The 26905-nt window shown below is 44.7% G+C and carries 24 protein-coding genes; 11 read left to right on the top strand and 13 right to left on the bottom strand.

All coding sequences use genetic code 11. From position 1 onward, the window contains the following. Positions 1 to 57: 57 nt before the first annotated feature. From FTT75_RS08920 to FTT75_RS08910, 3 genes are all read right to left on the bottom strand, one after another. Positions 58 to 645, bottom strand: a complete 588-nt coding sequence (locus FTT75_RS08920) for a YiiX/YebB-like N1pC/P60 family cysteine hydrolase (protein WP_180186275.1) — start codon at positions 643 to 645, stop codon at positions 58 to 60. Positions 646 to 661: 16 nt separating this feature from the next. Continuing rightward, positions 662 to 1072, bottom strand: a complete 411-nt coding sequence (locus FTT75_RS08915; protein WP_100329791.1) for a DUF4878 domain-containing protein — start codon at positions 1070 to 1072, stop codon at positions 662 to 664. Between the two features lie 73 nt (positions 1073 to 1145). Further along, on the bottom strand, positions 1146 to 1757 hold the full coding sequence (locus FTT75_RS08910; RefSeq protein ID WP_005171574.1) for a glutathione binding-like protein: 612 nt from the start codon (positions 1755 to 1757) through the stop codon (positions 1146 to 1148). Positions 1758 to 1972: 215 nt separating this feature from the next. On the opposite strand from FTT75_RS08910, the gene FTT75_RS08905 reads away from it, so the two are divergent. Together FTT75_RS08905 and trmB are read left to right on the top strand one after the other, a co-directional pair. Next, entirely contained in the window at positions 1973 to 3418 is a 1446-nt protein-coding gene (locus FTT75_RS08905; protein ID WP_180186274.1) for a SulP family inorganic anion transporter, read from the top strand. A 151-nt stretch (positions 3419 to 3569) separates the two neighbouring features. Continuing rightward, entirely contained in the window at positions 3570 to 4286 is a 717-nt protein-coding gene (gene trmB, locus FTT75_RS08900) for a tRNA (guanosine(46)-N7)-methyltransferase TrmB (RefSeq protein WP_005096556.1), read from the top strand. Positions 4287 to 4460: 174 nt separating this feature from the next. On the opposite strand, the gene FTT75_RS08895 is transcribed toward trmB, so the two are convergent. From FTT75_RS08895 to FTT75_RS08875, 5 genes are all read right to left on the bottom strand, one after another. After that, on the bottom strand, positions 4461 to 5234 hold the full coding sequence (locus FTT75_RS08895; protein WP_180075855.1) for a Rossmann-like and DUF2520 domain-containing protein: 774 nt from the start codon (positions 5232 to 5234) through the stop codon (positions 4461 to 4463). An 82-nt stretch (positions 5235 to 5316) separates the two neighbouring features. Further along, positions 5317 to 6114, bottom strand: a complete 798-nt coding sequence (locus FTT75_RS08890) for a thioesterase family protein (protein ID WP_180101220.1) — start codon at positions 6112 to 6114, stop codon at positions 5317 to 5319. Positions 6115 to 6177: 63 nt separating this feature from the next. Continuing rightward, positions 6178 to 6849, bottom strand: a complete 672-nt coding sequence (locus FTT75_RS08885; RefSeq protein WP_180186273.1) for a class I SAM-dependent methyltransferase — start codon at positions 6847 to 6849, stop codon at positions 6178 to 6180. 369 nt (positions 6850 to 7218) lie between these two features. After that, positions 7219 to 8907: an AMP-binding protein gene (locus FTT75_RS08880; protein WP_005171582.1), complete on the bottom strand. Its 1689-nt coding sequence runs from the start codon at positions 8905 to 8907 to the stop codon at positions 7219 to 7221. 96 nt (positions 8908 to 9003) lie between these two features. Continuing rightward, positions 9004 to 9639 (bottom strand): TetR/AcrR family transcriptional regulator, encoded by a 636-nt coding sequence (locus FTT75_RS08875; protein ID WP_035337915.1) that lies wholly within the window; start codon positions 9637 to 9639, stop codon positions 9004 to 9006. A 148-nt stretch (positions 9640 to 9787) separates the two neighbouring features. On the opposite strand from FTT75_RS08875, the gene FTT75_RS08870 reads away from it, so the two are divergent. From FTT75_RS08870 to FTT75_RS08835, 8 genes are all read left to right on the top strand, one after another. Continuing rightward, positions 9788 to 10960: an isovaleryl-CoA dehydrogenase gene (locus FTT75_RS08870; protein ID WP_005096545.1), complete on the top strand. Its 1173-nt coding sequence runs from the start codon at positions 9788 to 9790 to the stop codon at positions 10958 to 10960. 35 nt (positions 10961 to 10995) lie between these two features. Next, on the top strand, positions 10996 to 12597 hold the full coding sequence (locus FTT75_RS08865) for a carboxyl transferase domain-containing protein (RefSeq protein ID WP_179999576.1): 1602 nt from the start codon (positions 10996 to 10998) through the stop codon (positions 12595 to 12597). A 12-nt stretch (positions 12598 to 12609) separates the two neighbouring features. Continuing rightward, positions 12610 to 13404 (top strand): enoyl-CoA hydratase/isomerase family protein, encoded by a 795-nt coding sequence (locus FTT75_RS08860; protein ID WP_180186272.1) that lies wholly within the window; start codon positions 12610 to 12612, stop codon positions 13402 to 13404. 19 nt (positions 13405 to 13423) lie between these two features. Next, a complete protein-coding gene (locus FTT75_RS08855) occupies positions 13424 to 15418 on the top strand; it encodes an acetyl/propionyl/methylcrotonyl-CoA carboxylase subunit alpha (protein WP_180186271.1) in 1995 nt (664 codons plus the stop codon). Next, a complete protein-coding gene (locus tag FTT75_RS08850; protein WP_005171595.1) occupies positions 15415 to 16317 on the top strand; it encodes a hydroxymethylglutaryl-CoA lyase in 903 nt (300 codons plus the stop codon). The genes FTT75_RS08855 and FTT75_RS08850 overlap by 4 nt, the downstream gene beginning before the upstream one ends. Positions 16318 to 16418: 101 nt before the next feature. Then, the gene (locus FTT75_RS08845; protein WP_180096480.1) at positions 16419 to 17123 is read left to right on the top strand and encodes a CoA transferase subunit A; all 705 of its coding nucleotides are present in this window, start codon (positions 16419 to 16421) and stop codon (positions 17121 to 17123) included. 2 nt (positions 17124 to 17125) lie between these two features. Further along, entirely contained in the window at positions 17126 to 17764 is a 639-nt protein-coding gene (locus FTT75_RS08840) for a CoA transferase subunit B (protein ID WP_100358076.1), read from the top strand. A gap of 97 nt (positions 17765 to 17861) precedes the next feature. Then, positions 17862 to 19274 carry a short-chain fatty acid transporter gene (locus FTT75_RS08835; protein WP_005171604.1) on the top strand — a complete coding sequence of 471 codons (1413 nt, stop codon included), beginning with the start codon at positions 17862 to 17864 and terminating at the stop codon, positions 19272 to 19274. 55 nt (positions 19275 to 19329) lie between these two features. Here FTT75_RS08835 and FTT75_RS08830 read toward each other — a convergent pair whose 3' ends face one another. The 4 genes from FTT75_RS08830 to FTT75_RS08815 all read right to left on the bottom strand — a co-directional run bounded on the left by FTT75_RS08830 (position 19330) and on the right by FTT75_RS08815 (position 23833). Then, the gene (locus FTT75_RS08830) at positions 19330 to 20814 is read right to left on the bottom strand and encodes an OmpA family protein (protein ID WP_180072102.1); all 1485 of its coding nucleotides are present in this window, start codon (positions 20812 to 20814) and stop codon (positions 19330 to 19332) included. Positions 20815 to 21006: 192 nt separating this feature from the next. Continuing rightward, positions 21007 to 22242, bottom strand: coding sequence for a dihydroorotase (locus FTT75_RS08825; RefSeq protein ID WP_180186270.1), 1236 nt, complete (start codon positions 22240 to 22242; stop codon positions 21007 to 21009). Positions 22243 to 22252: 10 nt separating this feature from the next. Next, the gene (locus tag FTT75_RS08820; RefSeq protein WP_005171612.1) at positions 22253 to 23269 is read right to left on the bottom strand and encodes an aspartate carbamoyltransferase catalytic subunit; all 1017 of its coding nucleotides are present in this window, start codon (positions 23267 to 23269) and stop codon (positions 22253 to 22255) included. 219 nt (positions 23270 to 23488) lie between these two features. Further along, positions 23489 to 23833: a hypothetical protein gene (locus FTT75_RS08815; protein WP_159137940.1), complete on the bottom strand. Its 345-nt coding sequence runs from the start codon at positions 23831 to 23833 to the stop codon at positions 23489 to 23491. A gap of 232 nt (positions 23834 to 24065) precedes the next feature. Between FTT75_RS08815 and rlmKL the strand changes: the two genes are divergently transcribed. Continuing rightward, positions 24066 to 26270 (top strand): bifunctional 23S rRNA (guanine(2069)-N(7))-methyltransferase RlmK/23S rRNA (guanine(2445)-N(2))-methyltransferase RlmL, encoded by a 2205-nt coding sequence (gene rlmKL, locus FTT75_RS08810; RefSeq protein ID WP_005096529.1) that lies wholly within the window; start codon positions 24066 to 24068, stop codon positions 26268 to 26270. A 90-nt stretch (positions 26271 to 26360) separates the two neighbouring features. Here the strand turns inward: rlmKL and FTT75_RS08805 are convergent, their stop codons facing one another. After that, on the bottom strand, positions 26361 to 26792 hold the full coding sequence (locus FTT75_RS08805; RefSeq protein WP_257230352.1) for a YdgA family protein: 432 nt from the start codon (positions 26790 to 26792) through the stop codon (positions 26361 to 26363). Positions 26793 to 26905 lie beyond the last annotated feature (113 nt).

Here is a 26905-nt window from a genome sequence, read left to right as displayed (position 1 = left end):
CGTAGTCAAAGGATTGTATGATTCTTTGACTATCATTTAGCTTTTACTCATCCTAAATTATCTATTTTTATAAATCAGCTCGACGGATTCAAGCTTTAATAAAGCATCAGGAAAAAGCAGCTCCCCCTGCAAGCCTGGCAATTCAATCTTGCTCCAGACCAGTTTATTACGTAAAGACAATGGAAGTTTCTCTGCAATAATCGTAGTGCAATAACGATGCGTCTCACCTCTTGATCCTAAAATAAATTGCTCTCCTACCTGCCTTGTCACGGCCCTAGCAATATCTTTTCTTTTATATGGCTCTAAACTGCTTTCTCTATAAACTGCCCACTTTTTTGCTCGTTTTGAGTCAATAAAATCACTGATATCTGATTGAATCACTTGATTTACATGTGAGGGATCATCATCTGTGGTCGCATGCACCACCAAAATATTCGGTTGAGTTTCTGCAATCACGCCAATATGTGAGTATTCACTCCCACTCAGTTTTTTGATTAAAAAACTTTCGTAACCCACCCCTTCCCGAACAATCCAATCACCCACTTGAAATGCGTGCTCGGGCATATAAATCTGTTTATCTTGCTTTATAGTATCTTGGGGGGGAAACCCAATAAAAAGGCAGATTAGAATAACTAATCTGCCCAAAATCAAACTAAACCGATTATAAATCAACTTTCCATTTATCTTCATTTTTGATAAGTTTTACTCGATCTGTTACAGAATTAGAGCCTTCATTTTTAAAGCTGACTCCGATAGTCACCCGTCCTTTTCCATTTGCTTCATCGATATTTTTGTCTACCACACTAATTTCTTTGACTCCGCCTTTACGTTCAGCTTGCTCTTTAGCCTTTGCCGCGCCAGCTTTTATTTTGCCTTGAATCATTTCTTCAGAACCTGCTTGGGCTTTAACATTTTCAGGTATATAAATATAAGAGAGCATTTTTTCTGAATCGCCTTTATAGGCTGCTGTAACATATTCTTGAGCTACATTTTCTGGATTTTTAACACTACTACATGCAACCAGCATTCCCGTTAAACCGAAACTTAATACTAAATTCAGTATTCTCTTCATCTTATTTATTCCAATAGCAATTATTAAATGAAAGTCAAAAAAAAAGCATAATAATTATGCTTTTTTTTAAATTTTATGGAATTAGACCTTCATCTCGCATTGCAATCTGTACAGACTGACGCTCTGCGACTTTATTGCGGATATGAATAATATTCTTATACGGACTTAAATCATGCTCAATATGATTCGACCAATTGGTCAACACAAACAGATAAGCATCGGCTGGGCCAAAGTTATCATCAACCAGATAGTCATTGTCTGATTCAGCAATCGCTTTGTCGATATAACTCAATAGACGATCGACTTCTGCATAGGCTTTTTTCTTTTCATCATCGGATAACTTGCCACCAAAGAACACCGCATAAGCATCATGCAATTCTGAGTTGAGATAACCCAGCCATTCCAGAACTTTGGCACGTCCCATACCAGATGGCGGAATCAGATCTTGTTTTGGATCGTGTTGAGCCAGAAAAGGTAAAATGGCTACGTTTTCTGTCAGGATCAGACCAGGATTAATTTCTAAGGCTGGTACATAGCCTTTAGGATTAATTTCGTAATAATCCGTACCTTTCTCTGTTTTATGTGTTTTTAAGTCAACACGTTCCAAATCAAAATCGACATTAATTTCATTTAAAATAATATGAGCTGCCAGTGAGCATGCACCCGGCGAATAGTAAAGCTTCATTTCTGATCCTTGTTATACACTTCTCTATGTTTTAAATCGCTTCTGTCAAACTTTCAAGTGATCAAACCTGTAAATTGCAAAAAAGCGTAACTGCCCCTCAGGACATTTACTCATTCAATATTCAGGAAATTAACGGCTTTTTCAAGCCCATCTCTGTAGATTTTTGACCGCATCTGTTTAAGATACCCAGGTTTTCCAAATTTAGATGATATTTCGTGATTAGCCTTAAAAAAGAAGAATGGTTTTCCAATGTTCGGACTGATGTACTCGCAGGTTTGGTGGTTGGACTGGCCTTGATTCCCGAGTCGATTGCCTTCTCTGCAATTGCTGGCGTCGATCCGCAGGTCGGTCTCTATGCTTCGTTTTGTATTGCTGTGACGATTGCTTTTTTTGGCGGCCGCCCTGCCATGATCTCAGCGGCTACGGGTGCGATGGCACTGCTGATGATTACGCTGGTAAAAGACCATGGACTGCAATATCTGCTGGTAGCGACTATTCTGACCGGAATTATTCAGGTCATTGCCGGTTATTTTAAAGTGGCCAAGTTGATGCGCTTTGTTTCGCAAGCTGTGGTGTATGGATTTTTGAATGCATTGGCAATTCTGATTTTTGTCGCACAGCTTCCCGAGATGCAAAAAATGGATGGGATGGGCTATCTGTTTATTGCCATGGGTCTGGCGATTATCTATCTATTTCCTTATCTGCCTAAAATTGGTAAAGCCATTCCTTCTCCGCTAATTTGCATCATCGTGCTGAGTGGACTGGTGCTGTTCTTGGGTACAGATATGCGAACCGTGAGTGATCTGGGGCAATTTCCGGACACCTTACCAGTGTTCCTGCTGCCGGAGATTCCGCTCAATCTGGAAACCCTACAAATTGTACTGCCTTATTCATTGACGCTGGCGACTGTCGGTTTGCTGGAAAGCATGATGACCACGACTGTAATTGATGAAGTCACCGGAACTGAAGGTGACCGTCATCAGGAATGTCGTGGTCAGGGTATGGCCAATATTGTCAGTGGTTTTATGGGTGGCATGGCCGGTTGTGCCATGATCGGTCAATCGATTATTAATGTGTCTTCCGGTGCACGAACCCGTTTATCAACGCTGATTGCCGGTGTATTTTTGCTGTGCCTGGTGGTGTTTCTGAAAGACTGGCTGGCTTATATTCCGATGGCGGCTTTGGTGGCGATTATGGTGATGGTCGCCTTTACCACTTTCCAGTGGGGTTCAGTCAAACAATTCAATAAACATCCGCTGGAATTTAATGTGGTTATGATTGCGGTGGTGCTGGTGGTTTTAGCCACCCATAATCTGGCACTGGGTGTATTTGTTGGCGTGCTGCTTTCTGCCCTGTTCTTTATTAATAAACTGGAAAGAACCGTACATGTTTATACGCATTTGAATTCGGCTCATTCACGCAGCTACTTTATTTCTGGACAGATTTTCTTTAGCAGTTCAGAGAAGTTCTATCAGTTCTTTGATTTTAAAGAAAAGCTTGAACATGTTGAACTAGATCTGACCCATGCGCATATTTGGGATGTGACCTCAGTGAATATGCTGAATAACGTCATCCAGAAATTTAAAGCTCAAGGTATAGAGGTGACCGTGATTGGTTTAAATGAAGCCAGCAGCACCTTGATTGACCGTTTTAGGAGCTGAGGCATGATGATTAATAAAAGAGCCTCGCTTGGCTCTTTTATTGTATCTGGAAGATCTTGCCGATTTTTATGGAGAAATACCGAGAAAAGTTTGACTTGCTCGGCTCAGGACTTAAAATACCGCATTCTGAATTTTTAGATTTGCCAAAGTTATGTCGAACGATCAATTAGACCAGCAAGTCGTGGAGCTGGACAATTTAAGCGAGCACCGTGAAATCGTGACGTTTATGCGCCGCTCAATGCCGCTGAACACCTCTCAACGTACTGCGCTTGAACAATATGGTCACTTAATTTTGGAATATCCGGTGGGCGATTTACGTCAACACTTTGAACATCCTGAGCGTCCTTTAACGGTAGAAATCGGTTTTGGTATGGGCCGTTCTCTGGTGCTGATGGCCAAGGCCAATCCCGAGCGTAACTTTGTCGGGATTGAAGTTCATGTACCAGGCATTGCGCAGTGTATCTATGAAGCAGGTATGGCCGGCGTAACCAACTTACGTGTACTGGATGCCGATGCGATTCAAGTGCTGCGTGAAATGCCGGACAATAGTATCAATACGGTTCAGCTTTACTTCCCTGATCCATGGCAGAAAAAACGTCATTTTAAACGCCGTTTTGTTTCACATGAACGTATGCCACTGGTTGAGCAAAAGCTGGAGCTGGGCGGCACCTTCCATGCTGCAACAGATTGGGAACCATATGCAGAATGGATGCTTGAAGTTTTGGAAGAACGTCCACGTCTGGAAAACCTCGCAGGTAAAGGCAACAGCTATCCTCGTCCTGACTGGCGTCCACAAACCAAGTTTGAGCGTCGCGGCATTGAAGCCGGTCACAAGATTAATGACTTTATCTTTAAAAAAATTTCTTAATCTAGGTCTAAAAAAGCGCTGACATCTCAGCGCTTTTTTATAAAAAAACTTTATCTTTCAATCAAAGATATACTAACGAGCACTGTACCTCTAATCGAACTTAAAAAGAAAAACAGCCCTTCATCTTTATGCCATGTCCATTTTTTATCCAGATTGAAAAATTCAGCGCATTTATTATTGATGACGTTCTAAAATCTGCTGGCTCAACAACTGATAGACATTTTGTAAATCTGCTCGCTGCCGATTCGCCAGCATCTGCTGATGCATATTCAGGATATTTTGATCACCACGCATGGCGGGGCCAGTCTGCATTTGCCTTGGATCATTTTCGGTAGCTTTATGGGCAGTTTCTAGTATTAAGGGATACAGCAGACTGAAATCGACCTGCTCAGCATCTACAATCTGTTTGGCCATATCATAACAATAATTACTGAAATTACAGGCAAATACTGCGGCCAGATGCAAACTTAAGCGTTGTTCAGAGCTATAGTGATAGACTCTATTGCTTAGGCTATTTGCTAGATCATGCAGTTTTTCTTGATCTTCAGCATTATCCGCTTCAATAAATAAAGGCGTATTTGACCAGTCGATGTCACGCTCCAGACTAAAAGTCTGTAAAGGATAAAATACGCCTGAACGTGGGTGAACATCCTGCAAAACGTTTAAGTGGGTACTGCCAGAAGTATGTACGATCAACACATCAGGAAGATAGGCATGTACCTGCTCGATGACAGATCGAATGAATTGGTCACTGACGGCAATGATTAAAAGATCAATTTCGGAATGCAGTAATTCAGGAGCGTTGATCGCCTGAGCCTTAAATTTAGATGCCAGCTGTTCTGCCTTGGCAAAACTGCGGCTATAGATTTGTACAAGCTCATGCTGTCCATTTAAGCCTTGGGCAAGATGAAAGGCAACTCGACCTGCCCCAATAATACTAATCCGCATCTGCTGATCTTCCTGAATAATTGCGCACAGCATGCCAATAAAAAAAGGACGAAGCAATTCGTCCTTTTGTGTAAATCAGATTTTAAAATTTACGTAAGGTTAAAATCTGCTCACTGCGACCAAAAGGCCCATGAAGATCATGTAAAATTCCACTAGTTAAACCAATGCCATCTTCACCATATTGCTGTAGCACTTCTAGTCCTAGCCATGTGCCTTTAGGCAAACGATGCAAATGAATCTGCAAGTCCAGATTTGGGAAACCCCATCCCGCATTTGGGTCCTGACGCGGCACCACACCGTTGGCTGTATCCACCATTCCCATCAAGCGGCTAAAGTCGCTGGTCGTCTGACCTTCTACCATTTCCAGGGCATTGGATAACCAGACAATACCTTTGCCCGCACGATGATCGACATGGGCACGGGTATTAATACTTTGAATATAACCACCTGGCCAGCAACGCATCCCTTCCCACATCGGCAGGTCTTCAGGGTGCTGAACCGGAAAATCTTCCAGACCAGCGATCGCACGGGTATCCGAAGTCATCATTTTCCAGGCACGTGCCACAATACAGGTTTTCCCGTTGGCACACATTTCTGCTTCAATAAGTTCGATGGTTTTACCCGGACGAATCATGCGCGTAGTAATGGAAAATTCACCAAAAGCAATCAGTCCAAAGATATCCAGACTCACCCGGCCAATGCGCATCTCTGCACGTGGCTGAAACTGTTCCAGTTCTGCACAAATAATGCCAGTCGCGGGCGCCATATGCTGCTCATGCGGATTCCATGCACCTTGCGCATGAATATTAGATTCATAATAAGCAGTGCTGCTGCCATCGGCATGCTGTTCGCGGTTGATGAAACGATAGTAGGCTGACATTGTTTTTACACTTCCTTGAATCTTATATTTAAATTTCTAGTTAACTGTTTCAGTTAGCTATGCTTATTTCTGTATAAAAAAAGCATAATAATTCATGATTTGACAGTAAATTTTGCTATGTTTAAATCCGACTTTGGTTAAAAGCGCTGCTAAATCTTGGGCAGAGATTAAATGAAAATCCTGCTGTAATCGTTCAATCATTTTTTCGCTTTGTTGAATACTGAGTCCTGTCTGCTGTGCCATTTTTTGCAAGATTTTTAATTCAGTTTCATTTTCAGGTTGCATCAAGTCATAGGTTAACAGGATTCCATCAGTCTTAAGACTATCGGATATATCCTGAAAAAATTCAGCTTTATTTTCTGATGGAATAAAATGTGCCACCAAAATTGCTAGAGCCGCATCAAACTGATTATCTTGATTTAAGCTTTGTGTATCTGTCTGAATAAAACGAATCCGCTGCGATCCCAGGCCTAACCCAATATTTTTCTGCGCCTGTTCCAGCATAGTCGCCGATGGATCAATTGCAGTAAATGTCCAGTTTGGGTGGCGTTGCAACAGATAAGATAGCTCATAGCCTGTCCCGCAACCAACCACCAATATATGGGCAATTTCAGGTAAATGAGTGGTTAGAATGGCATCAATTTGCTGATGTACCAGTTCATAGCCGGGAATCAGTTTACGGATGTGCTCATCATAATTAGCGACGACGAGTTCACTATGAAAGTTTTTTGCCATATTTTCACTTTACCTCACACCATTCAACAGACTAAAGAGCATTCGGTTTATCAGTTATTACAATATTGATAAAGATTCCATCTAAAGGTTTTAAATTTTCGACCATTATCCTAAATCTAATCACATGACAGGCGACATGAATGTCGCCATTTTGCTGAAGGGACATGGATGTCACTTCAGCAAAATAAAGGGCTTTTGTTTACTTTTAGCCCATCGAAAGTCAAAGCATGGCCTACACGTTAAAATTAAAATCTTTCTTTCTAAGTGAGGCTGTGCAGATCTTTCGCTTTTTCTTAATAGTTTCTCTTCAACTTTTTTTAATGATAAAAAAAGTTGAAGAATTCACCAATCTCAAAAACTAAACAATACTTAAGCTATTTCCTTTAAGTTCAACTCTTCACGCATAAATTCACGTAATTTAAACTTCTGCGCCTTACCGGAAGCTGTCATCGGGAACTCATGGAAGAAACGCACATAGCGCGGCACTTTATTGTGTGAGATATGCTCGGCACAATACTGGCGAATAGTTTCTTCAGTACACGGATCGTTTTCATGCAAAATGATGCAGGCACAGAGTTCTTCACCATACTTATGATCTGGCACACCAATCACCTGAACATCTGAAACCGCAGGATGGGTATAAAGGAAGTCTTCAATTTCTTTGGGGAACAGGTTTTCACCGCCACGAATGACGACATCCTTGATTCGCCCCTTGATTTTGACAAAGCCTTCATCATCCATTTCAGCAATATCACCCGTATGCATCCAGCGCGCATTATCAATTACTTCTGCAGTTTTATCCTGATCTTCCCAATAACCGAGCATCACCGAATAACCACGCACACAGAGTTCACCGAGTTGTCCGCGCGGCACCACCTTGCCATCTTCATCGACAATTTTCACTTCCAGATGCGGATGTACCCGGCCGACTGTCGTAACACGCTGTTCAATGGAGTCTGCGGTAGAGCTTTGCGCACTGACCGGTGCGGTTTCAGTCATGCCATAGCAAATGGTGATATCTGACATATGCATCCGCTCAATCACACGCTGCATGATTTCCTGTGGACATGGACTGCCGGCCATAATGCCGGTACGTAAACTGCTCAGATCAAATTCATCAAACTGTTCATGCTCAAGAATGGCAATAAACATGGTCGGCACCCCATAAGCCGCCGTACATTTTTCTTGTTGAATGGCTTTGAGGGTTTCCAGAGGATTGAAAACGGCAGATGGATAAATCATGGCTGAACCATGGGTAATACAGGCCAGATTTCCCATCACCATACCAAAGCAGTGGAACAGTGGTACCGAAATACAAACCCGATCTTCTGGACTTAAATGAATGGCTTCACCGACAAAATAGCCATTATTTAAAATATTGTTATGGGTCAACATAGTACCTTTCGGATTCCCCGTTGTACCCGAGGTGAACTGAATATTGATGGTTTCATCAAACTGCAATTCACTCGAAATTTGCTGCAATTTTTCTAAGGCGTTTGCGCTTGGTTCCACCAATAAGTCCTGAAAACGATGTAGACCCGGATGTTCCTGTTCATCAATTTTAATCACATGCTTCAAATGCGGCAGACGCTCTGCATTGAGTAATTTACTTTCAGTCTGTGTTAGCTCAGGAGCAATTTTAGTCAGAATTTCCTGATAGTCAGTGGTTTTAAACTGCGCTGCAATCACCAGTCCCTTACAGGAGACCTTGTTTAAGACATATTCCAGTTCATTACTTTTATAAGCTGGATTCAAGTTCACCAGAATAATTCCCGCCTTAAATGCAGCAAACTGGGTAATGGTCCATTCCACACAGTTCGGCGACCAGATGGCCAGACGGTCACCTTTTTTCAGGCCCAGTTTTTGCAAACTACAGGCAAAAGCATTCACTTGCTGCTGCAACTGCTGATAGCTCAGACGCACATTCTGGTGCAAGCTGACGATTGCATCAGAATGTGCATACTGTTCGCATGCCTGATCAAATTTTTCGCCAATTGTCATGCCCAATAAGGGTTGGCTGCTTGTTCCGTAGGCATAGCTTAACCGTACTTGTGTCATTGAATCGATCTCCTTGATTCTTTGTAATTCTGATTTTCAACTCTATTAATTGTTTTTGACCACGACAACCCTGTCTTCCTGCCTGTTTTTTGTGTTTTATGCTCCTGCTACTCCCTCCTGTCGACGTACTGCGTTGACACAAAAATCGGCAATCTGTTTGACAAAGTGATCCTTATAATTTTGATCAAACCTGATATTCCGAGATGGATTCAAAGGTTCAATTACCACAAAGGTCATGGAACCAACCACACCCAGCGCTGCGGTATTTAAATCTTCAAATTCAAACTCGCCATTGACTTTTCCTTCAGCCAAAATTTCCTTAATGCTTTGCTTGATTAGCTGTTTACTGTGAAAACGCTCATGTTCCATTTCCGGATCGACCGGTTCGAACATCAGCGAATACGCCAACTGTGGGCTGTTCATGGCTCGCTTCACAAAAGTTGTAACAGATTTTTGCAATTTCTGTTTTGGCGATAAATCCGAGGCAGCAATGTGATTTAAAATCTCAATCTCAAGCCGAATTGCTTCTGACAAAACCTGAATCAAAATCTGATTCTTGTTTTCGAAATATCGATATACCAAGCCTGTAGAAACGCCTGCACGTTCTGCAATCGCCTGAATCGACGCCTCTTTAAAGCCCCCTTGAGTAATCAGCTCACGAGCAGATTGCAAGATCGCCAAGCGATTTTGCTCCATTCGTTCCTGCATCAATGATGATCTTTTATAACTCATAAAATTAATCTCAACAAGATAAAATGAATTGTAAATCATTTTGTGAATATTGATTCACTTTTTTAAATTTTCGATGTATGTTAAATAACAAGCACAACAAAAATGCTTTTTTTGGATACAACAAATAGAACCACAGGATGGATGAACAATGAATTTACAAAGCTTGGATTTCGGTTTGGACGAAACACTTATTGCACTTCGTGATTCAGTGGCTGCATTTTGCGCCAAGGAAATTGCTCCAATTGCTCAACAAGTGGACCGTGACAATGAATTCCCTGCTCACCTTTGGAAAAAATTTGGCGAGATGGGCCTGCTCGGTCTGACGGTCAGTGAGGAATATGGCGGTTCAAATTTCGGTTATCTGGCACACATCATTGCCATGCAGGAAATTTCCCGCGCTTCAGCATCGATTGGTTTGTCCTATGGCGCACATTCTAACCTATGTGTAAACCAGATTAAGCGTAATGGCAGTGAAGAACAGAAACAGCGCTATCTGCCCAAACTGGTATCTGGTGATTATGTCGGTGCATTGGCCATGTCCGAACCCAATGCCGGATCCGATGTGGTCAGCATGAAACTCAAAGCTGAAGACAAAGGTGATCATTACCTGCTGAATGGTTCGAAAATGTGGATCACCAATGGCGGCGATGCCGATGTACTGGTGGTCTACGCAAAAACCGATTTACAAGCCGGTGCCAAAGGCATGACCGCTTTTCTGGTTGAAAAAAATATGCCGGGGTTTAGTCACGGTACGCACCTAGACAAACTCGGCATGCGTGGCTCAAACACTTATCCACTATTTTTTGACAATGTCGCAGTGCCAAAAGAAAACGTGCTCGGCGGTGTCGGCAATGGCACCAAAGTGCTGATGAGCGGTCTGGACTATGAACGTGCTGTTTTAAGTGCAGGCCCACTCGGCATTATGGATGCCTGTATGGATACCGTGATTCCGTATATTCATGATCGTAAACAGTTTGGTCAGGCGCTGGGTGAATTCCAGTTGATGCAGGGCAAAATTGCTGACATGTATTCCACCTGGCTGGCCTGTAAAGCCCTGGTCTATGCAGTTGGCGCAGAATGTGACAAGGCAGAGCATAGCCGTAGCCTGCGTAAAGATGCCGCCAGTGCGATTTTATATGCAGCTGAAAAAGCCACCTGGATGGCGGGCGAAACCATTCAAACCTTGGGTGGCAACGGTTATATCAACGAGTTTGCTGCGGGACGTCTATGGCGCGATGCCAAACTGTATGAAATTGGCGCAGGCACCTCAGAAATTCGCCGCATGCTGATTGGCCGCGAACTGTTTAATGAAACTGCCTAAAAAATAAATCACAAGAATAGACAAGGATGTTCGGCATGAATCAATTAAAGAGCAAAATTAATATTCGCAGCGACGAATTTAAAAACAACCAGACGGCGATGCAAAATCTGGTCGAAGACCTGAAACAGAAAGTCCAAAAAATTGCCTTGGGTGGGGGTGAAACTGCCCGTCAAAAACATTTGGATCGCGGTAAATTACTAGCCAGAGAACGTATTGATCATCTGATTGATCCTGGCACGGCATTTATTGAAATTGGACAACTGGCTGCCTATCAGGTCTATCAGGACGATGTGCCTGCTGCGGGCGTGGTCGCTGGCGTTGGTCAGGTCAATGGCGTAACCTGCATGATCATTGCCAATGATGCGACTGTTAAAGGGGGCACTTATTATCCACTGACCGTAAAAAAACATTTGCGTGCTCAGGAAATTGCCGAGCAGAATCATTTGACCTGTATTTATCTGGTCGATTCTGGCGGTGCCTATTTGCCGCTACAAGATGAAGTCTTCCCGGATCGTGATCACTTCGGACGTATTTTCTATAATCAGGCGCGTATGTCGAGCCAAGGCATTGCCCAGATTGCCGTGGTAATGGGCAGTTGTACGGCGGGTGGTGCCTATGTGCCTGCCATGTCGGATGAAACTATTATTGTGCGCAATCAGGGAACCATTTTCCTCGGTGGCCCGCCACTGGTCAAAGCAGCAACCGGTGAAGTGGTTTCCAGTGAAGACCTTGGCGGTGGTGATGTGCATACCCGCCTCTCCGGTGTAGCCGATCATCTGGCTGAAAATGATCAGCATGCCCTGGAAATTGCCCGCAATATTGTGGCCAATTTAAATAAAAAACCAAATCCGTTGCCTGAACATGTGGAAGCGCCTTTGTTTGATGCTTCAGAGTTGTACGGTATCGTGCCAACAGATTCGCGTAAACCTTTTGATGTCCGTGAAGTGATTGCCCGGATTGTCGATGGTTCGCGTTTTGATGAATTTAAGGCTCGATTTGGTACTACCTTGATTACCGGATTTGCCAGCCTATACGGTATGCCAGTCGGGATTATTGCCAATAACGGCATTCTGTTTTCCGAATCTGCACAAAAAGGTGCGCATTTTATTGAACTTTGCTGTCAGCGCAATATTCCCCTGCTATTTATTCAGAATATCACTGGCTTTATGGTCGGTCGCCAGTATGAAAATGAAGGCATTGCCAAAAATGGCGCCAAACTGGTGATGGCTGTGGCCAATGCCAATGTGCCTAAACTGACCATGGTGATTGGCGGCTCATTTGGTGCCGGCAACTATGGTATGTGTGGCCGCGCGTATTCACCACGCTTTATGTGGACTTGGCCAAACTCACGTATTTCAGTGATGGGCGGTGAACAGGCCTCCAGCGTATTGTCGACCTTAAAACGTGATCAGATTGAAGCCAAAGGCGCTAACTGGTCTGCGGAAGAAGAAGACCAGTTTAAACAGCCAATTCGTGATCAGTACGAACGCCAAGGTCATCCTTATTATGCCTCTGCACGTTTATGGGATGACGGTGTCATTGACCCTGCCCAGTCTCGTGAAGTGTTAGGTCTTAGTTTAGCTGCGGCACTGAATGCGCCAATCCAGCCGACCAAGTTTGGCGTGTTCCGCATGTAAGAGGTGAAAAAAATGACATATCAATTTTTACAGCTCGAACAGCAAAATCAAGTGGCAACGGTTTGGATTAATCGCGCTGAACTGCACAATGCCTTTAATACTCAGGTCATTGAAGAATTGTATCGCTGCTTCCAGTCTTTAAATAGCCGTGATGATGTGCGTGTGGTGATTCTGGCAGGGCGCGGCAAGAGCTTTTCGGCTGGTGCCGATTTGAACTGGATGAAACAGGCCGGTCAGGCTTCTCAAGCAGACAACGAAGCAGATGCATTAAAACTGGCGAAAATGCTGCAAAGCCTAGCGACTTTAAAGCAGCCAACCATCGCCCGGGTGCATGGCATTGCTTTTGGCGGTGGTATGGGTCTGGCATCAGCTTGTGATATTTGCGTGGCCAGCACCGATGCCAAGTTTGCGACGTCGGAAGTACGCCTAGGTCTGGCGCCTTCGACCATCAGCCCGTATGTGATTCGTGCGATTGGTGCGCGTCAGGCTTCACGTTACTTCCTGACTGCCGAGCGAATTTCTGCGGAACAGGCCAAAACCATTGGACTGGCGCATGAAGTCACTCCACCGGAACATTTAGATAGCAAAATTAATGAAATTGTTGAAGCCCTGTTACTCGGTGGCCCTGCTGCACAAAATTCCTCAAAACAACTGATTCAACTGGTCGACCAACAGGTTTTGACCGAAGATTTACTGCTCAAGACTGCACAGCATATTGCCTATATTCGCCAGGGAGATGAGGCGAAAAATGGACTAAATGCATTTTTAAACAAACAAAGCCCGGCCTGGATCAAGACCACGGCATAACAACAAGAAGGATGCTACGATGTTTGAAAAGATTTTAATTGCCAACCGTGGTGAAATTGCCTGCCGTGTGATTCGTACAGCAAAAAAACTCGGTATTGCCACCGTTGCCGTATACTCCGATGCCGATGCACAGGCACAGCATGTCAAACTGGCGGATGAAGCGATCTATATTGGTGAATCTCCAGCAGCACAAAGCTATTTACAGATCGAACGTATTATTCAGGCCGCCAAAAAAACCGGTGCGCAAGCAATTCACCCAGGTTATGGCTTTTTGTCAGAAAATGACCAGTTTGCCCTGGCCTGTCAGGACAATAATATTGTCTTTATTGGCCCGCCAGTCGATGCCATTTTGGCGATGGGTCTCAAAGCCACCTCTAAAGCGTTGATGGAAAAAGCTGGTGTGCCTTTAACCCCGGGCTATCACGGTAGCAATCAGGATGCCGACTTCCTGAAACAGCAGGCTGACAGCATCGGCTATCCGGTGCTAATCAAAGCCAGTGCTGGCGGTGGCGGTAAAGGCATGCGTCTGGTCGAGCGCAGTGAAGATTTTCTGAGTTCGCTGGCTTCATGTAAAAGCGAAGCGCGTTCCAGTTTTGGCAATGAAGATGTGCTAATTGAACGCTATGTGATTCAGCCACGTCATATTGAAGTACAGGTTTTTGGCGATACCCACGGCAATTATGTGCATTTATTTGAACGTGATTGCTCGGTACAACGTCGTCATCAAAAAGTCCTTGAAGAAGCGCCTGCACCAAAAATGCCAGAAGACAAACTTGAAGCGATGCGCCAGGCCGCGATTGATGCCGCACGTGCGGTCGATTATGTCGGTGCCGGTACGGTAGAGTTTATCGTCGAGCAAGATGGTACTGCCTATTTCATGGAAATGAATACCCGTTTGCAGGTTGAGCACCCGGTCACTGAAATGATTACAGGTCAGGATCTGGTGGAATGGCAACTGCGCGTAGCTTTTGGTGAGCCTTTACCCAAACAGCAGCATGAATTACAGATCCACGGGCATGCACTGGAAGCACGTGTCTATGCCGAAGAACCAGAGAAAGGCTTTATTCCTGCGATTGGCCAGATCAGCTATTTACACTATCCAGAGCAAAATGACTGTGTACGTGTGGATAGTGGCATTGTCGAAGGTGATGAAATCAGCACCTATTATGATCCGATGATTGCCAAACTGATTGTCTGGGGCAAAAACCGCGAAGCTGCTTTAACGCAAATGCATCATGCCCTGGGCCATTTCCATGTGGATGGTTTGGGCAATAATATTGCATTCCTCGACCGTTTGGTGCTGTGTGATTCGTTTAAAAATGCCCATCTGGATACCGGCCTGATTCAACGTGAAGAAGAGTTCTTATTAAAACCTTCGACTGAGATCAATGCTGAACTGATCGTTAGTGCTGCATTCATCGAATTATTATCACGCCAAGCTCAAAACCCGGTTGCGAATAACTCAGTCTGGCAACAACACGCTTTCTGGCGCCTGAATCAGCAAAATGCATATACAGTGCAATTACAACGCAATGGCATTATGCTTAAAGTTCAGTTCAGTACGCAAGAGCAAGGTTTTATCGCCACTTATAATGGTCAGCAGATTCAGCTACAAGGTCAGTTGATTGATGCACATACTTTAGCTTTGCAACTGGCAGGCAAACAGCAAAAACTGGCCTTTAGCCAGACTGAACATGGCATTACCCTGTTCCAGAATGGTCAGACACATAAATTCGAGTCTATCCAGCCGGATTATGATCAGCATGATGATCAAGGGACAGAAAACAACCTCACTGCACCAATGCCAGGTGTGATCACGCAAGTACTGGTCGCTGCCAATGACAAGGTCAAAAAAGACGATGTCTTGATGACGCTGGAAGCGATGAAAATTGAATACTCGATTCGTGCACCACATGACGGCATCATCGCCAGTTCATATTTCCAGAAAGGTGATCAGGTCAAAGCCGGTGATGAACTGCTTGAGTTCCAGCCACTGACGGAGGATGTTGCATGACCGAATTTGTCAAAATTGTAGAAGTCGGGCCACGCGATGGCCTGCAAAATGAAAAAACGCCATTAACGCTGGATGATCGGAAAAATCTGATTCTGGATCTGATGAAAACCGGTTTACAGGCGATTGAAGTCGGTTCCTGTGTTTCAGCCAAATGGGTGCCACAAATGGCAGACAGCGATCAGCTGTTTGCCGGCTTGCCCAAAGACCCAAATATTCAGTTCAGTTTACTCACGCCAAACCTGAAGGGCTTTGAAGCAGCACTGGCGGTGGGTTGCAAGGAAGTTGCGGTCTTTACCGCAGCGTCCGAAAGCTTTACCCGCAAAAATATCAATTGCTCGATTGATGAAAGCTTGGAGAAGTTTGCCGATGTGATGGCGGCCGCCAAAGCCAATGATATTCGGGTACGCGGTTATGTGTCCTGTATGGTGGACTGCCCTTATGAAGGTGCGATTGATCCGAAACAGGTGGTCAAAGTCACCCAACGTTTGCTGGATATGGGCTGCTATGAAGTGTCGTTGGGTGAAACCATTGGTACAGCCACACCGGATCGGGTGCAAAAAGTCTGGGATGCTTGCCTGGCTCAGATCGATACCAAGGTTTTGGCAGGTCATTTCCATAATACCTATGGCATGGCCATCGCCAATATTTACCAGTCGCTGTTACAAGGCATCCGGGTATTTGATTCATCCATTGCCGGTCTGGGTGGCTGTCCTTATGCCAAGGGTGCTTCAGGCAATGTTTCAACTGAAGACCTGTATTACCTGCTCTCGAATATGGGCTTTGAAACCGGTATTCAACTGGATGCCCTGATGCAGGCCAGCCGTAATATCAGTGAGGTGTTGCAGCGCAATAATCCCTCCAATTATGCCAATGCCTATTGGCAAAAAGCCTGTGCCTAACAATAGCAATACCCGGACACGATACAAGTCCTCAAGGATATACATCTGTAGTTTCCTGACCAAAAAGGAATCTGCAAGACAAGAATAAATCGAGGTAAAAAATGTCAAATAAAGTTTATGACAGTGCAGAGGCCGCTTTAGACGGCGTGGTTCAGAATGGACATACACTGGCAGTCGGAGGTTTTGGTTTATGCGGTATTCCGGAAGCATTGATTGCCGCATTGAAACAGACCGGTGCCAAAAATCTGACCTGTATTTCCAACAATGCCGGAGTCGATGGTTTTGGTTTGGGCGTTTTACTGGAAACCAAACAGATTCAAAAAATGATTTCATCTTATGTTGGTGAGAATAAAGAATTCGAACGTCAATACCTGAGTGGCGAACTGGAAGTCGAACTGACCCCACAAGGCACCTTGGCGGAGAAATTACGTGCTGGCGGTGCCGGTATTCCGGCTTTTTATACCGCCACCGGTGTCGGAACCGTGATTGCTGAAGGCAAGGATGTACGTGAGTTTAATGGCAAGTCTTATATTCTGGAAGAATCCTTGACTGCCGATATCGCCTTGGTCAAAGCCTATAAGGCCGATAAAGCAGGTAATCTGATTTTCCGTAAAACTGCACAAAACTTTAATCCGGTCTGCGCTATGGCTGGCAAAGTCACCGTGGCTGAAGTAGAAGAAATTGTCGAGATTGGTGCGCTGGATCCCGATGACATTCATCTGCCCGGTATTTATGTGAATCGAATTGTCTTAAATACCCAACCGGAAAAACGTATTGAACAGATGACCTTAAAGGCGGAGGCTTGATCATGGCTTGGACACGTAATCAAATGGCGCAGCGCGCTGCACAAGAGCTGGAAGATGGTTTCTACGTTAACCTGGGGATTGGTTTACCAACGCTGGTTGCTAACTACATTCCAGAAAATATCAACGTCTGGCTGCAATCGGAAAATGGCTTGCTCGGTATTGGCGAATTTCCAACGGCTGAAACCGTCGATGCCGACCTGATCAATGCCGGTAAACAGACCGTGACTGCCCGTAAGGGCGCTTCTTTCTTTTCCAGTGCCGATTCCTTTGCCATGATCCGTGGCGGTCATGTCAATATCGCCATTTTAGGTGCCATGGAAGTGTCCGAAACTGGCGATCTGGCCAACTGGATGATTCCGGGCAAAAAAGTCAAAGGTATGGGCGGTGCCATGGATCTGGTCGCAGGGGTACAAAAAGTCGTGGTGTTGATGGAACACTGCGCCAAAGATGGCACGCCTAAAGTTGTTGCGCAATGTAGTCTGCCCCTTACCGGACAGGCTGTGGTCAACCGGATCATTACCGATTTAGGTGTGCTGGATGTCACTCCAGATGGTATTCAACTTGTTGAGCTGGCACCAGAGGTCAGTTTTGAGGAGATTCAGAAAGTCACGGGTGTGGCTTTACAAAAAATAGCAGCTTGATTTTCCCGACCCTTAAAATGAAAAATTTTAAGGGTTTCTTTTCGACCAAAGAAAACTTTAATTTTAAAAATGAATGCAGAATAAATGGATTTTAATCATGCAAACAGAACAAAATATCTTACAACGCTTCGCCCTGCGCGTCAGTGACTGGTCAGAAAAATGGTTTCCCGATTCTTATATTTTTGCCCTGCTCGGTGTCATCATTGTCGCAATTGCCGCTATCGGAATTGGCGCGCCGGCACAGGACGTTGCCATTTCCTTTGGTGACGGGTTCTGGAGCCTGATTCCCTTTACCTTGCAGATGTGCATGCTGATCGTGGTCGGTTATGTGGTTTCGGTTTCAAAACCAATGCAGCTTCTGATCCGAAAAATGGCACGTCTGCCCCATTCAGGGCGCGGTGCGATTGTATTGGTCGCGACAGTCAGCCTGCTCATTTCCCTGATTAACTGGGCCATGAGCACAGTTCTAACTGCATTACTCGTGATTGCACTGGCACAACGTAAAGAACTTAATATGGATTACCGCGCTGCAGCCGCAGCAGCGATTATCGGGATGGGAGCCACCTGGGCACTCGGCATCAGTTCCTCTGCTGCACAATTACAGGCCAATAAAAGCAGCCTGCCTGAACCGATTTACAATCTGACCGGTGTCATTCCATTTACCGAAACGATTTTCCTGCCGCAATCCATGATCATGACGGCGGTTCTAATCATTGCCTCGATTGCCATTGCCTACTGGTCAGCGCCGAAAGGCAGTCATATTAAAACCATTGAACATTTTCCTGTTCAGATTGAAGAAGGAAAACCGGAAGAATCTTCATCAAAACGTCCGGGCGACTGGCTGGAAAACTCACCTATTTTAAGTATTCTGATTGTAGTGCTAGGTGCTGTATGGATGTTTAACGAATTTTCCGAAAGCAATCCTATTCTGGCCATCTCCAGTTTAAATACCTATAACTTTATCTTCCTGATTTTGGGTGTCGCACTACATGGTACGCCACGGAATTTCCTCAATGCCGTTTCCAAGGCTGTGCCAGCAATTTCAGGTGTGCTGATCCAGTTTCCTTTATATGGCAGCATTGCCTTTATGATGACCAATGCGCTGAATTCTGCGGATCTGTCCCTATCACACTATATTGCCGAATTTTTCGTTTCGATTGCTTCACAGGAAACCTTTGCTATCGTGATGGGTCTCTATTCGGCAATCCTGGGTTTCTTCATTCCTTCCGGTGGAGGTAAATGGATTATTGAAGCCCCTTATGTAATGCAGGCTGCGCATGATCTGAAAGTTCATCTGGGCTGGTCAGTGCAGATTTATAATGCTGCCGAAGCCTTGCCTAATCTGATCAATCCTTTCTTTATGTTGCCGATGCTGGGCATCCTGAAGTTAAAGGCCAAAGATGTGATCGGTTTTACCGTGACCCAACTGGTTTTTCATATCCCGCTGGTGCTGTTTTTACTCTGGTTCCTCGGCCGAACTTTGACCTATAGTCCACCGGTCTTTTCTTAATTTAAGCCATATAAAAAGGACGAATCATTCGTCCTTTTTCATCTGGAAAATTATTTCAGCTGGCTTTCTTTTCTACAACACCCTCGCTATCCACTGCGCGTATAGTACCTGTTTCAGTATTAACCACTTCAAAAGCTACGCGGCGGTTCTGAAACTGTCCGGCAGGTGTCGCATTCGGTTCAACAGGCTGGCCCTCTCCCACGCCTACAGCTTGCAATTGCGCAGGATCAACCCCCTTTTCAATCAGATAACCCACAATTGCTTGCGCGCGTTGCACAGACAGCACTTTATTCTCGGCCTCACTTCCTTGCGCATCGGTATGTCCTTTGACCTTGAGAATAACATGCGGTGCACGCTGCAATAATGCAGCAGCCTGATCCAATAGCGATTTATTCACTTCCGGTACGGCAGTCGATGCAGTATCAAAATTAATAATCTGCAAATTCAGTGCAGTCGCAACATCTAAGGCCTGAACATGATCAGTTTCGATACTCGCCAATGCTTGTTCTGCATCGCTATTGGCAGCCTGAATCGCCTCACTCCTATTGACCGGCTGTTGAGTCACAACAGTGACATTTTTGGCCAGATTACGAATTTGTGTTGCCAGACGTTCTGCTTCTGCATTACTCGCTGCACGTATAGCAACCTGATTACCAATCCAGTCTAGTGAGACATTTGGCATGCCTTGAATCAGTTTCAAAACGGAAGGAATGCTATCCTGATCAATAAATTCCGAATGATAAACCTCACTGCTGAGCGCGCCACAACCAATATTATAATTAAAGATCTGTTTAATCTCGGTTTGCAAAATTTGCATATACTGGGGATTATTCAGCTGTAACTGACAACTGATAATTTCACCATTAGTGCCGGTACTCAACTGTAAAGAAGCGGGTTGGACTGCGGCAATTTCACGGGTCGTTTGGGGGTTTGCCGAATCCTCAGCATCATCCTGCATACAGCTACGAACAAAAAACAGGATTAAAGCTGCCAGAATCAGAAAAATAATAAACGGCCATAAAAAACCGGTTTTTTTCTGCTGCTGTACCACAACAGCATGTTCTGGTTCTAGTTCAGGCGCCTGATTCAAATGCTGCCCCGCCAATGGAGAAACACCTAATGCCGCTAAAATCGATCCGGCCCAAACAGGTAATGCACGCTGGATCGAGTCGGCGTGGGTTTCCAGCAAATGACTAATCGCTTCTGGACTTGAAGCACCGGCTTCGGTCTGTAAAAAATTGAGGGTCGGTACAATGGCCCGATTCAGGGTCTGCTCTATTTGATCTTGTGGCGCGCTCTGATCAAGTTGATCCAGAAACTGCTGCTTGAGTGCCGAATTTCCATTAAACAGTTCATGGATTTTTGGATTGAGTTGCTGGCTTAAACTTTCAATCCATGCAGGACGTGCACGCAATATACTTAAGAATATGGGATAGAACTGACTCAGTGCCTGATCTTTGGCAAATAGATGTTCGGTTTCACCTTGTAGCACAATCGCTGTAACATCGCTTTTTAAGCGTTCCATCAGATCTACATTCATATTGTCACCATTCTTTTGATTTTTCTAATGTTTAATATTCAATCAGTGTAACGATGCCAGTTTTTTGAAAATGTAAATAATTGTATGAATATCATAAAGTTTCACTGTTTTTGTTGAGTACTCATTTTACTGACACAGAATTCAAAAAACAAAAAAGCCAGCCGAAGCTGACTTTTATAAAAGCTGGATCTATTAAGCGACGAAAGTTTTTAAAACTTTAGCTCGCACTTTTTGATTGATCAGCGGGGTATTTTTACCTTGAGACACGATGCTTTCTTTGCTCAGCGTCCATTCCAGCTCTGGATCTACCAGTACCCAACCCGCCTCGTCTGCCCAGCGATCTGCCATTTGTGCAACACGTGCCGGAGCTAAAGTCACTTTTTCTATCCATTCCAGTGGTGTAAACAAACCTTCATTGACCAGTTGAATCCCAAAAGGTACATAAGTATCAAAAGCGCTAAAGCCAGGCTGGGTTTCAGCAAATGGCGCCATTTTCGCAGAGCTGCTCAGCGGTTCATGATGGGTACAAATCGCATCAATCACCCCAGATTTTACTCCTTGGCGTAGCAATTCTTTGTCTTGTTCAGCACGCAGTGGCGGACGTACATGTGCCAGCGAATTAAAACCATCAATTAAGGCATCGGTCAGATGTAATTGGTGCATGGCCACATCACAGGTGACAGGCAAGCCTTTTTCCTTGGCAATCCGGATCAGCTCTACTGACGCACCACAAGATAATAAACCGAAATGCGCGCGAACTTTGGTCACTTCAATCATTAACAGGTATTTGGCAATTGCCACGGTTTCCGCAAGTGCTGGAATCATCGGCAAGCCTTGACGCGAGGCAATAAAGCCTTCATGTACACAGCCATCTTTGGCAATTTGCGGCTCTTCTGCATAGAACACCACAGTCAGATCTAAACCTGCAGCATATTCCAGGGTACGTAATACCACGTCATCATTGGCAAAAGGCGCACTGGCATTGGACACCGCAGTACATCCGCCTTTTTTCAAACCGGCCATATTGGCAGGTTGCTGGCCTTGCAAGCCTTGGGTTTGAGCACCAATCACTTCAAGATAAATACCACCGTCCAGCATGGCTTTCTCAACCAGACCATGAATCAGTGCGCCATTGTCCTGCACGATCGGCTTTGAATCTGGTGGTGTAAACACGTGCAAAATCCCATTTTCACGTGCTGCTTTACCTTCAGATTTTAAGGTGCCATGTTGTTGCTGACCCGGTTCCCGTAAACGTGCACACAGATCGACCATGGTGGGCATCAACCATTTGCCCTGACCATCAATCGTTTCAGAAACAGCAGCCGTTTCCGCAACGAACTTACCATTTTCCAGATACACGGTCTGAACAGAATCAGTGTTTTGGATCGGATCGAGCACACGAACATTTTCAATTTTTACAATAGTCATGACTTATTCCTTAACCCGCAATCGCTGCAATCAAACCCTGTTCCTGAAGCTGGCCTTGCATTGACAAAGCCAACACCGCCATACGTACCGCAATACCATTGGTCACCTGATTCAGAATCACCGACTGCGGTCCATCGGCAATACTGGAGTCAATCTCCACCCCACGGTTCATTGGACCCGGATGCATCACGATACAATCCGGTTTTGCCATCGCTAAACGTTCTTTGTTCAGGCCATACATCTTGTAGAATTCAGCTTGCGATGCCAGTGCCGGAGAATCAATCCGCTCATTTTGAATACGCAGGGTAATGATCACGTCGCAATCTTTGATGCCATCTTCCATGTTGTTAAATAGACGAATACCATCACCATATTCTTCAAAACCGTATGGCAGCAAGGTATTTGGTGCAATCACCCGAATATCTTCGCAGCCTAAGGTTTGCAAAGCCGCTACATCTGAACGCGCGACACGTGAATGTTTGATATCGCCAATAATGGCAATCGACATCTCTTCAAATTTTTTATGGGTTTCCCGGCGAATGGTGAGCATGTCCAGCATCGCCTGGGTTGGATGCGCATGACGGCCATCACCGGCATTAATAATCGCCACTGTTGGGCAGACATCTTTGGCAATAAAATGCGCCGCACCTGAAGATGAATGACGCACCACGAAAATATCGGCGGCCATCGCTTCAAGGTTCCATAAGGTGTCACGCAAGGTTTCACCTTTAGAGGTACTCGAACGGGCAATATCGATATTCAGAACGTTGGCAGAAAGGCGCTTGGCAGCGGCTTCAAAAGTAGTGCGGGTACGGGTAGAGTTCTCGAAAAACAGGTTCATCACCGTTTTGCCTTCCAGCAAATTATTGGTGATGAGCTGATTTTGGTCATTAAAAAAGGACTGCGCAGTGTCCAATATTTTTGTCAGGGTTTCTTTGGAAAGACCTTCGATGGTCAAGAAGTGTTTTAGATTACCTTCTTTATTGAGTTGAATCTGGCTCGGTGTATGCAATGCCGCCAAGTGCATGAGAGATTCCTTATGCGTTAAGTCAACATATTATACAGAGATTGGCCAGTCTGAGTAGTTGGCAATGTGACTACTTGTACAAAAACCACCTCGATAATAAAAATAGAAATTGAAATTCCTATGTATTTTTTCAATAAGATAATTTAACCATTTTCCATCCTGCTGACTTTCAGTACAAAATTATGGGTGCTTCAGTCTGGCACATTCACACCCATCGTTTTATCGCAGCGCACCGATATAATGATGTGCAACCTGTGCACGGTAGATATCGTCCTGATCGGGTTCAACCGAGACCAATACCTCCTGCTGTGGCAGATGTGCAGATTTTTCAAACTGTTGCTGCCGAACCACAGGCAGATCCCAAACCTGTTTTAAACGCTCGATTAAACGCTGCAACTCTGGATCTTGGGTCTGTTCTACCAGCTCAATCACATGCCGCGCATAGTCCAGATTTTCTGCCAGATAAAGCGCATCCACGACCCGGCCTGACACACGTCTCAAACGTGTATAAATTAAAGTGGCCACTGAAAAAGCGTCATGGTTGCGTAACTGATTCTCTAACATTTTAACCCCCATTATAAAATTGAAAAATCAGGCAGCCATCGCTCTCCTCCGACTGACTGCCTGATTTGCTGTGTATAGAGCAAAATGCGTACCAGTTCATCAATTTATCATGTGAATATTATTTTTCACTCGTACACGGCAAGGCCTTTCAGAGAATTTAAAAAGCTTTCAATATAAAAATACGGTAAACTTGGCGCAGTTTTTTATTTATCTTTTTTGGTCTCTCTATTATATGAATACCTCTCCACGTTTAAGCAATTATTGGGTCACCTGTGCCGATGGTCTGGAAACCTTATTAGAAGAAGAACTACAAGGCTTAGGTGTTCAGAATATTGAGCGTTTTCCCGGTCGTTTAATCTTTAAAGGCAGTCTGGAAAATGCTTATCGGATTTGTATGTGGTCACGTCTGGCTTCACGTGTGCTCATGCCAATTCATACCCATGAAATTGAATTTTCTCACGATGCCCGTGATGTGGCAGAAGAGCTATATGAAGGTGCAATCAGCTTTGACTGGTCGCTCATTTTTGCACCACAAAGTACCTTTGCGATTCGCTTGCATGTCGAGCGTGACATCAAGGTCAATACCCAGTTCGCAACTTTGCGTGCCAAAGATGGTGTCGTAGATTCCTTCATGGAAGCTGTGGGTAAACGCCCAAGTATCGATACCAAACAGCCAGAAATTACCATGTATATTCTGGCTGGGAAGAAAGAACATACCTATTGTCTGGACTTGTCCGGCGACTCATTACATAAACGTGGTTATCGCCACTTTATGACCGATGCACCAATCAAGGAAAATCTGGCTGCTGCAATTTTGCAAAAAGGTCAGCTTAAACAGATTAATCCGGACATCATTGTCGATCCAATGTGTGGTTCAGGTACCTTTATCATTGAATCACTGATGATCCTGACCGACCGTGCGCCGGGTCTGGTGCGTCGTTTCGGTTTTAATGGCTGGAATGGCCATGACCATGAACTCTGGATGGGCATTAAAGCTGAAGCAGCTGAACGCCACCAAGCGGCAATGGAAAATCCATTACCGCAATTCTATGCCTTCGATGCAGACTGGGAAGCTGTAAAAGCGACACGTCAAAATATCATCGCGGCAGGTTTTGAAGCTGCTCTCGACAATATCATGATCGAAGAGCGTACTTTAAATGACTGGCCGGATTTTCAGGCTGAAGGCAAGAAAGTCTTCTTCGTAACCAACCCGCCTTATGGTGAGCGTCTCGGTGATAAAGCGCAGAACCGTTCTTTATATCTTGGTTTATCGGCTTTACTGCAAAAGAATTTCCCGAATCAAAAAGCGGCGGTGATTGCCTCTCAAGTCGAACAGGCTGACGTGCTGGCCTTTAATGATCCGCAAATCCTGCGTTTGATGAATGGTAAATTGCCGATCTATATCCGCTTTGGTACGGTTAAACCTGCGGCTGTGGTGCGTCCGTTTCTGGAAGGTTGGCAGCCGCAACAATTCGAACCAATCGAAGGTGCGATGGAGTTTGCCAACCGTCTGACCAAAAATATGCAAGCCCTGAAAAAATGGGCAGTCAAAGAAGGCGTACACTGTTTACGTCTGTATGATGCCGATTTACCAGACTTTAATGTCGCGGTGGATCTGTATGGTGAGCGCCTGCATGTGCAAGAATATGCTCCACCTAAAACGATTGACCCTGAAAAAGCCAAGAAACGCTTTAACCTGGCACTGCAAGCCATTCGCGCTGTGACCGGTCTGGGCCGTGATGCGATCTTTATCAAGACCCGCGCACGTCAGGAAGGTAAAAACCAGTACACCAAACAAAGTACCGCATCGAAGCGTTTTATCGTACAGGAAGGTAAGGCCAAGATTCTGGTTAACCTGACCGATTATCTGGATACCGGTCTGTTCCTGGATCATCGTCAAATGCGTTTGCGTATTGCCCGTGAGGCCAAAGGCAAACACTTCCTGAACCTCTACAGCTATACCTCTACGGCGAGCCTACATGCTGCCTTGGGTGGTGCTGCAAGTACCACCAGTGTCGATCTTTCCAATACCTATTTGAACTGGTCGAAGGAAAACTTCGTGCTGAACGGTTTAACCGTAGATCACGCCGATGAACAACATCAGTTCTTTGCATCTGACTGTTTTGAATGGCTCAAAGAAGGTCATGAGCAATATGAGCTGATCTTTATTGATCCACCCACTTTCTCAAACTCGAAAAAATTCTACGGGACGTTTGACGTACAGCGCGACCATCTATCCTTGCTTAAACGCGCCATGAACCGTTTAACCAGCGATGGTACCCTGTACTTCTCGAACAACTATCGTGGTTTCGAGATGGATGAAGAAATTCTGGCGTTCTATGATGTCGAAGAAATTACTCAAGAAACCATTGGGCCTGATTTCAAGCGTAACCAGAAGATTCACCGTGCCTGGAAAATCGGCCATCCTAAAGTGTAATCACTGGTATTAGATTGTGATAAAACAAAAGCCTGTTCAGTTGAACAGGCTTTTTCTTCTTAGATTCGCTGTTAAAAAGCGACTTACAACTTATTGTGCAGTTAAGAACTTCTTTTCACCATACAGATAATGCATGGATAGTTTAAACACATCACCATCTCGCTGAATTTGCTGATTAGCTTGCATCGCACTCAGCATTTGCTCCAGCTCTTGATCGGACATATTTTTACCTGCGGCACGCATATAATGATGAGTGAAGGTTTTTACTACCTGTTTATTGAAACTGATATTGGTTTGCACTTCTAACAGATTTGGGAACATTTTTGCCAAGCTTTCCAAGGTGGTTTGATGGCCTGGCATTACTTTTCCGACTAAATCTGCCTGAATACTGCCTGTGCCTAACTTTAACTGATTCTGCTTCGATTCAAACTTGAAGCCATCATTAATCACCGCCAGCATAGCTTGTATCGCATCTTTTTCAAAATTTCCTGCTTCCAGACAAGAGTTATAGGACTTACGCATTGACGGATTCAAAAAAGTATTAAAATACTTTATAAAGTATCTGTGATCAGACGAATTAAACATGCTTCTACAGCAACTTGTACATTACCCATTTATATGGGCTTTCTCATGAC

This window comes from Acinetobacter sp. YH01008 (genome assembly GCF_013420435.1).
GTDB classification, from domain to species: Bacteria; Pseudomonadota; Gammaproteobacteria; order Pseudomonadales; family Moraxellaceae; genus Acinetobacter; species Acinetobacter pseudolwoffii.
The sequence above is the reverse complement of the archived record's forward strand: the minus strand, read 5'-3'. Positions and strand labels throughout refer to the sequence as shown.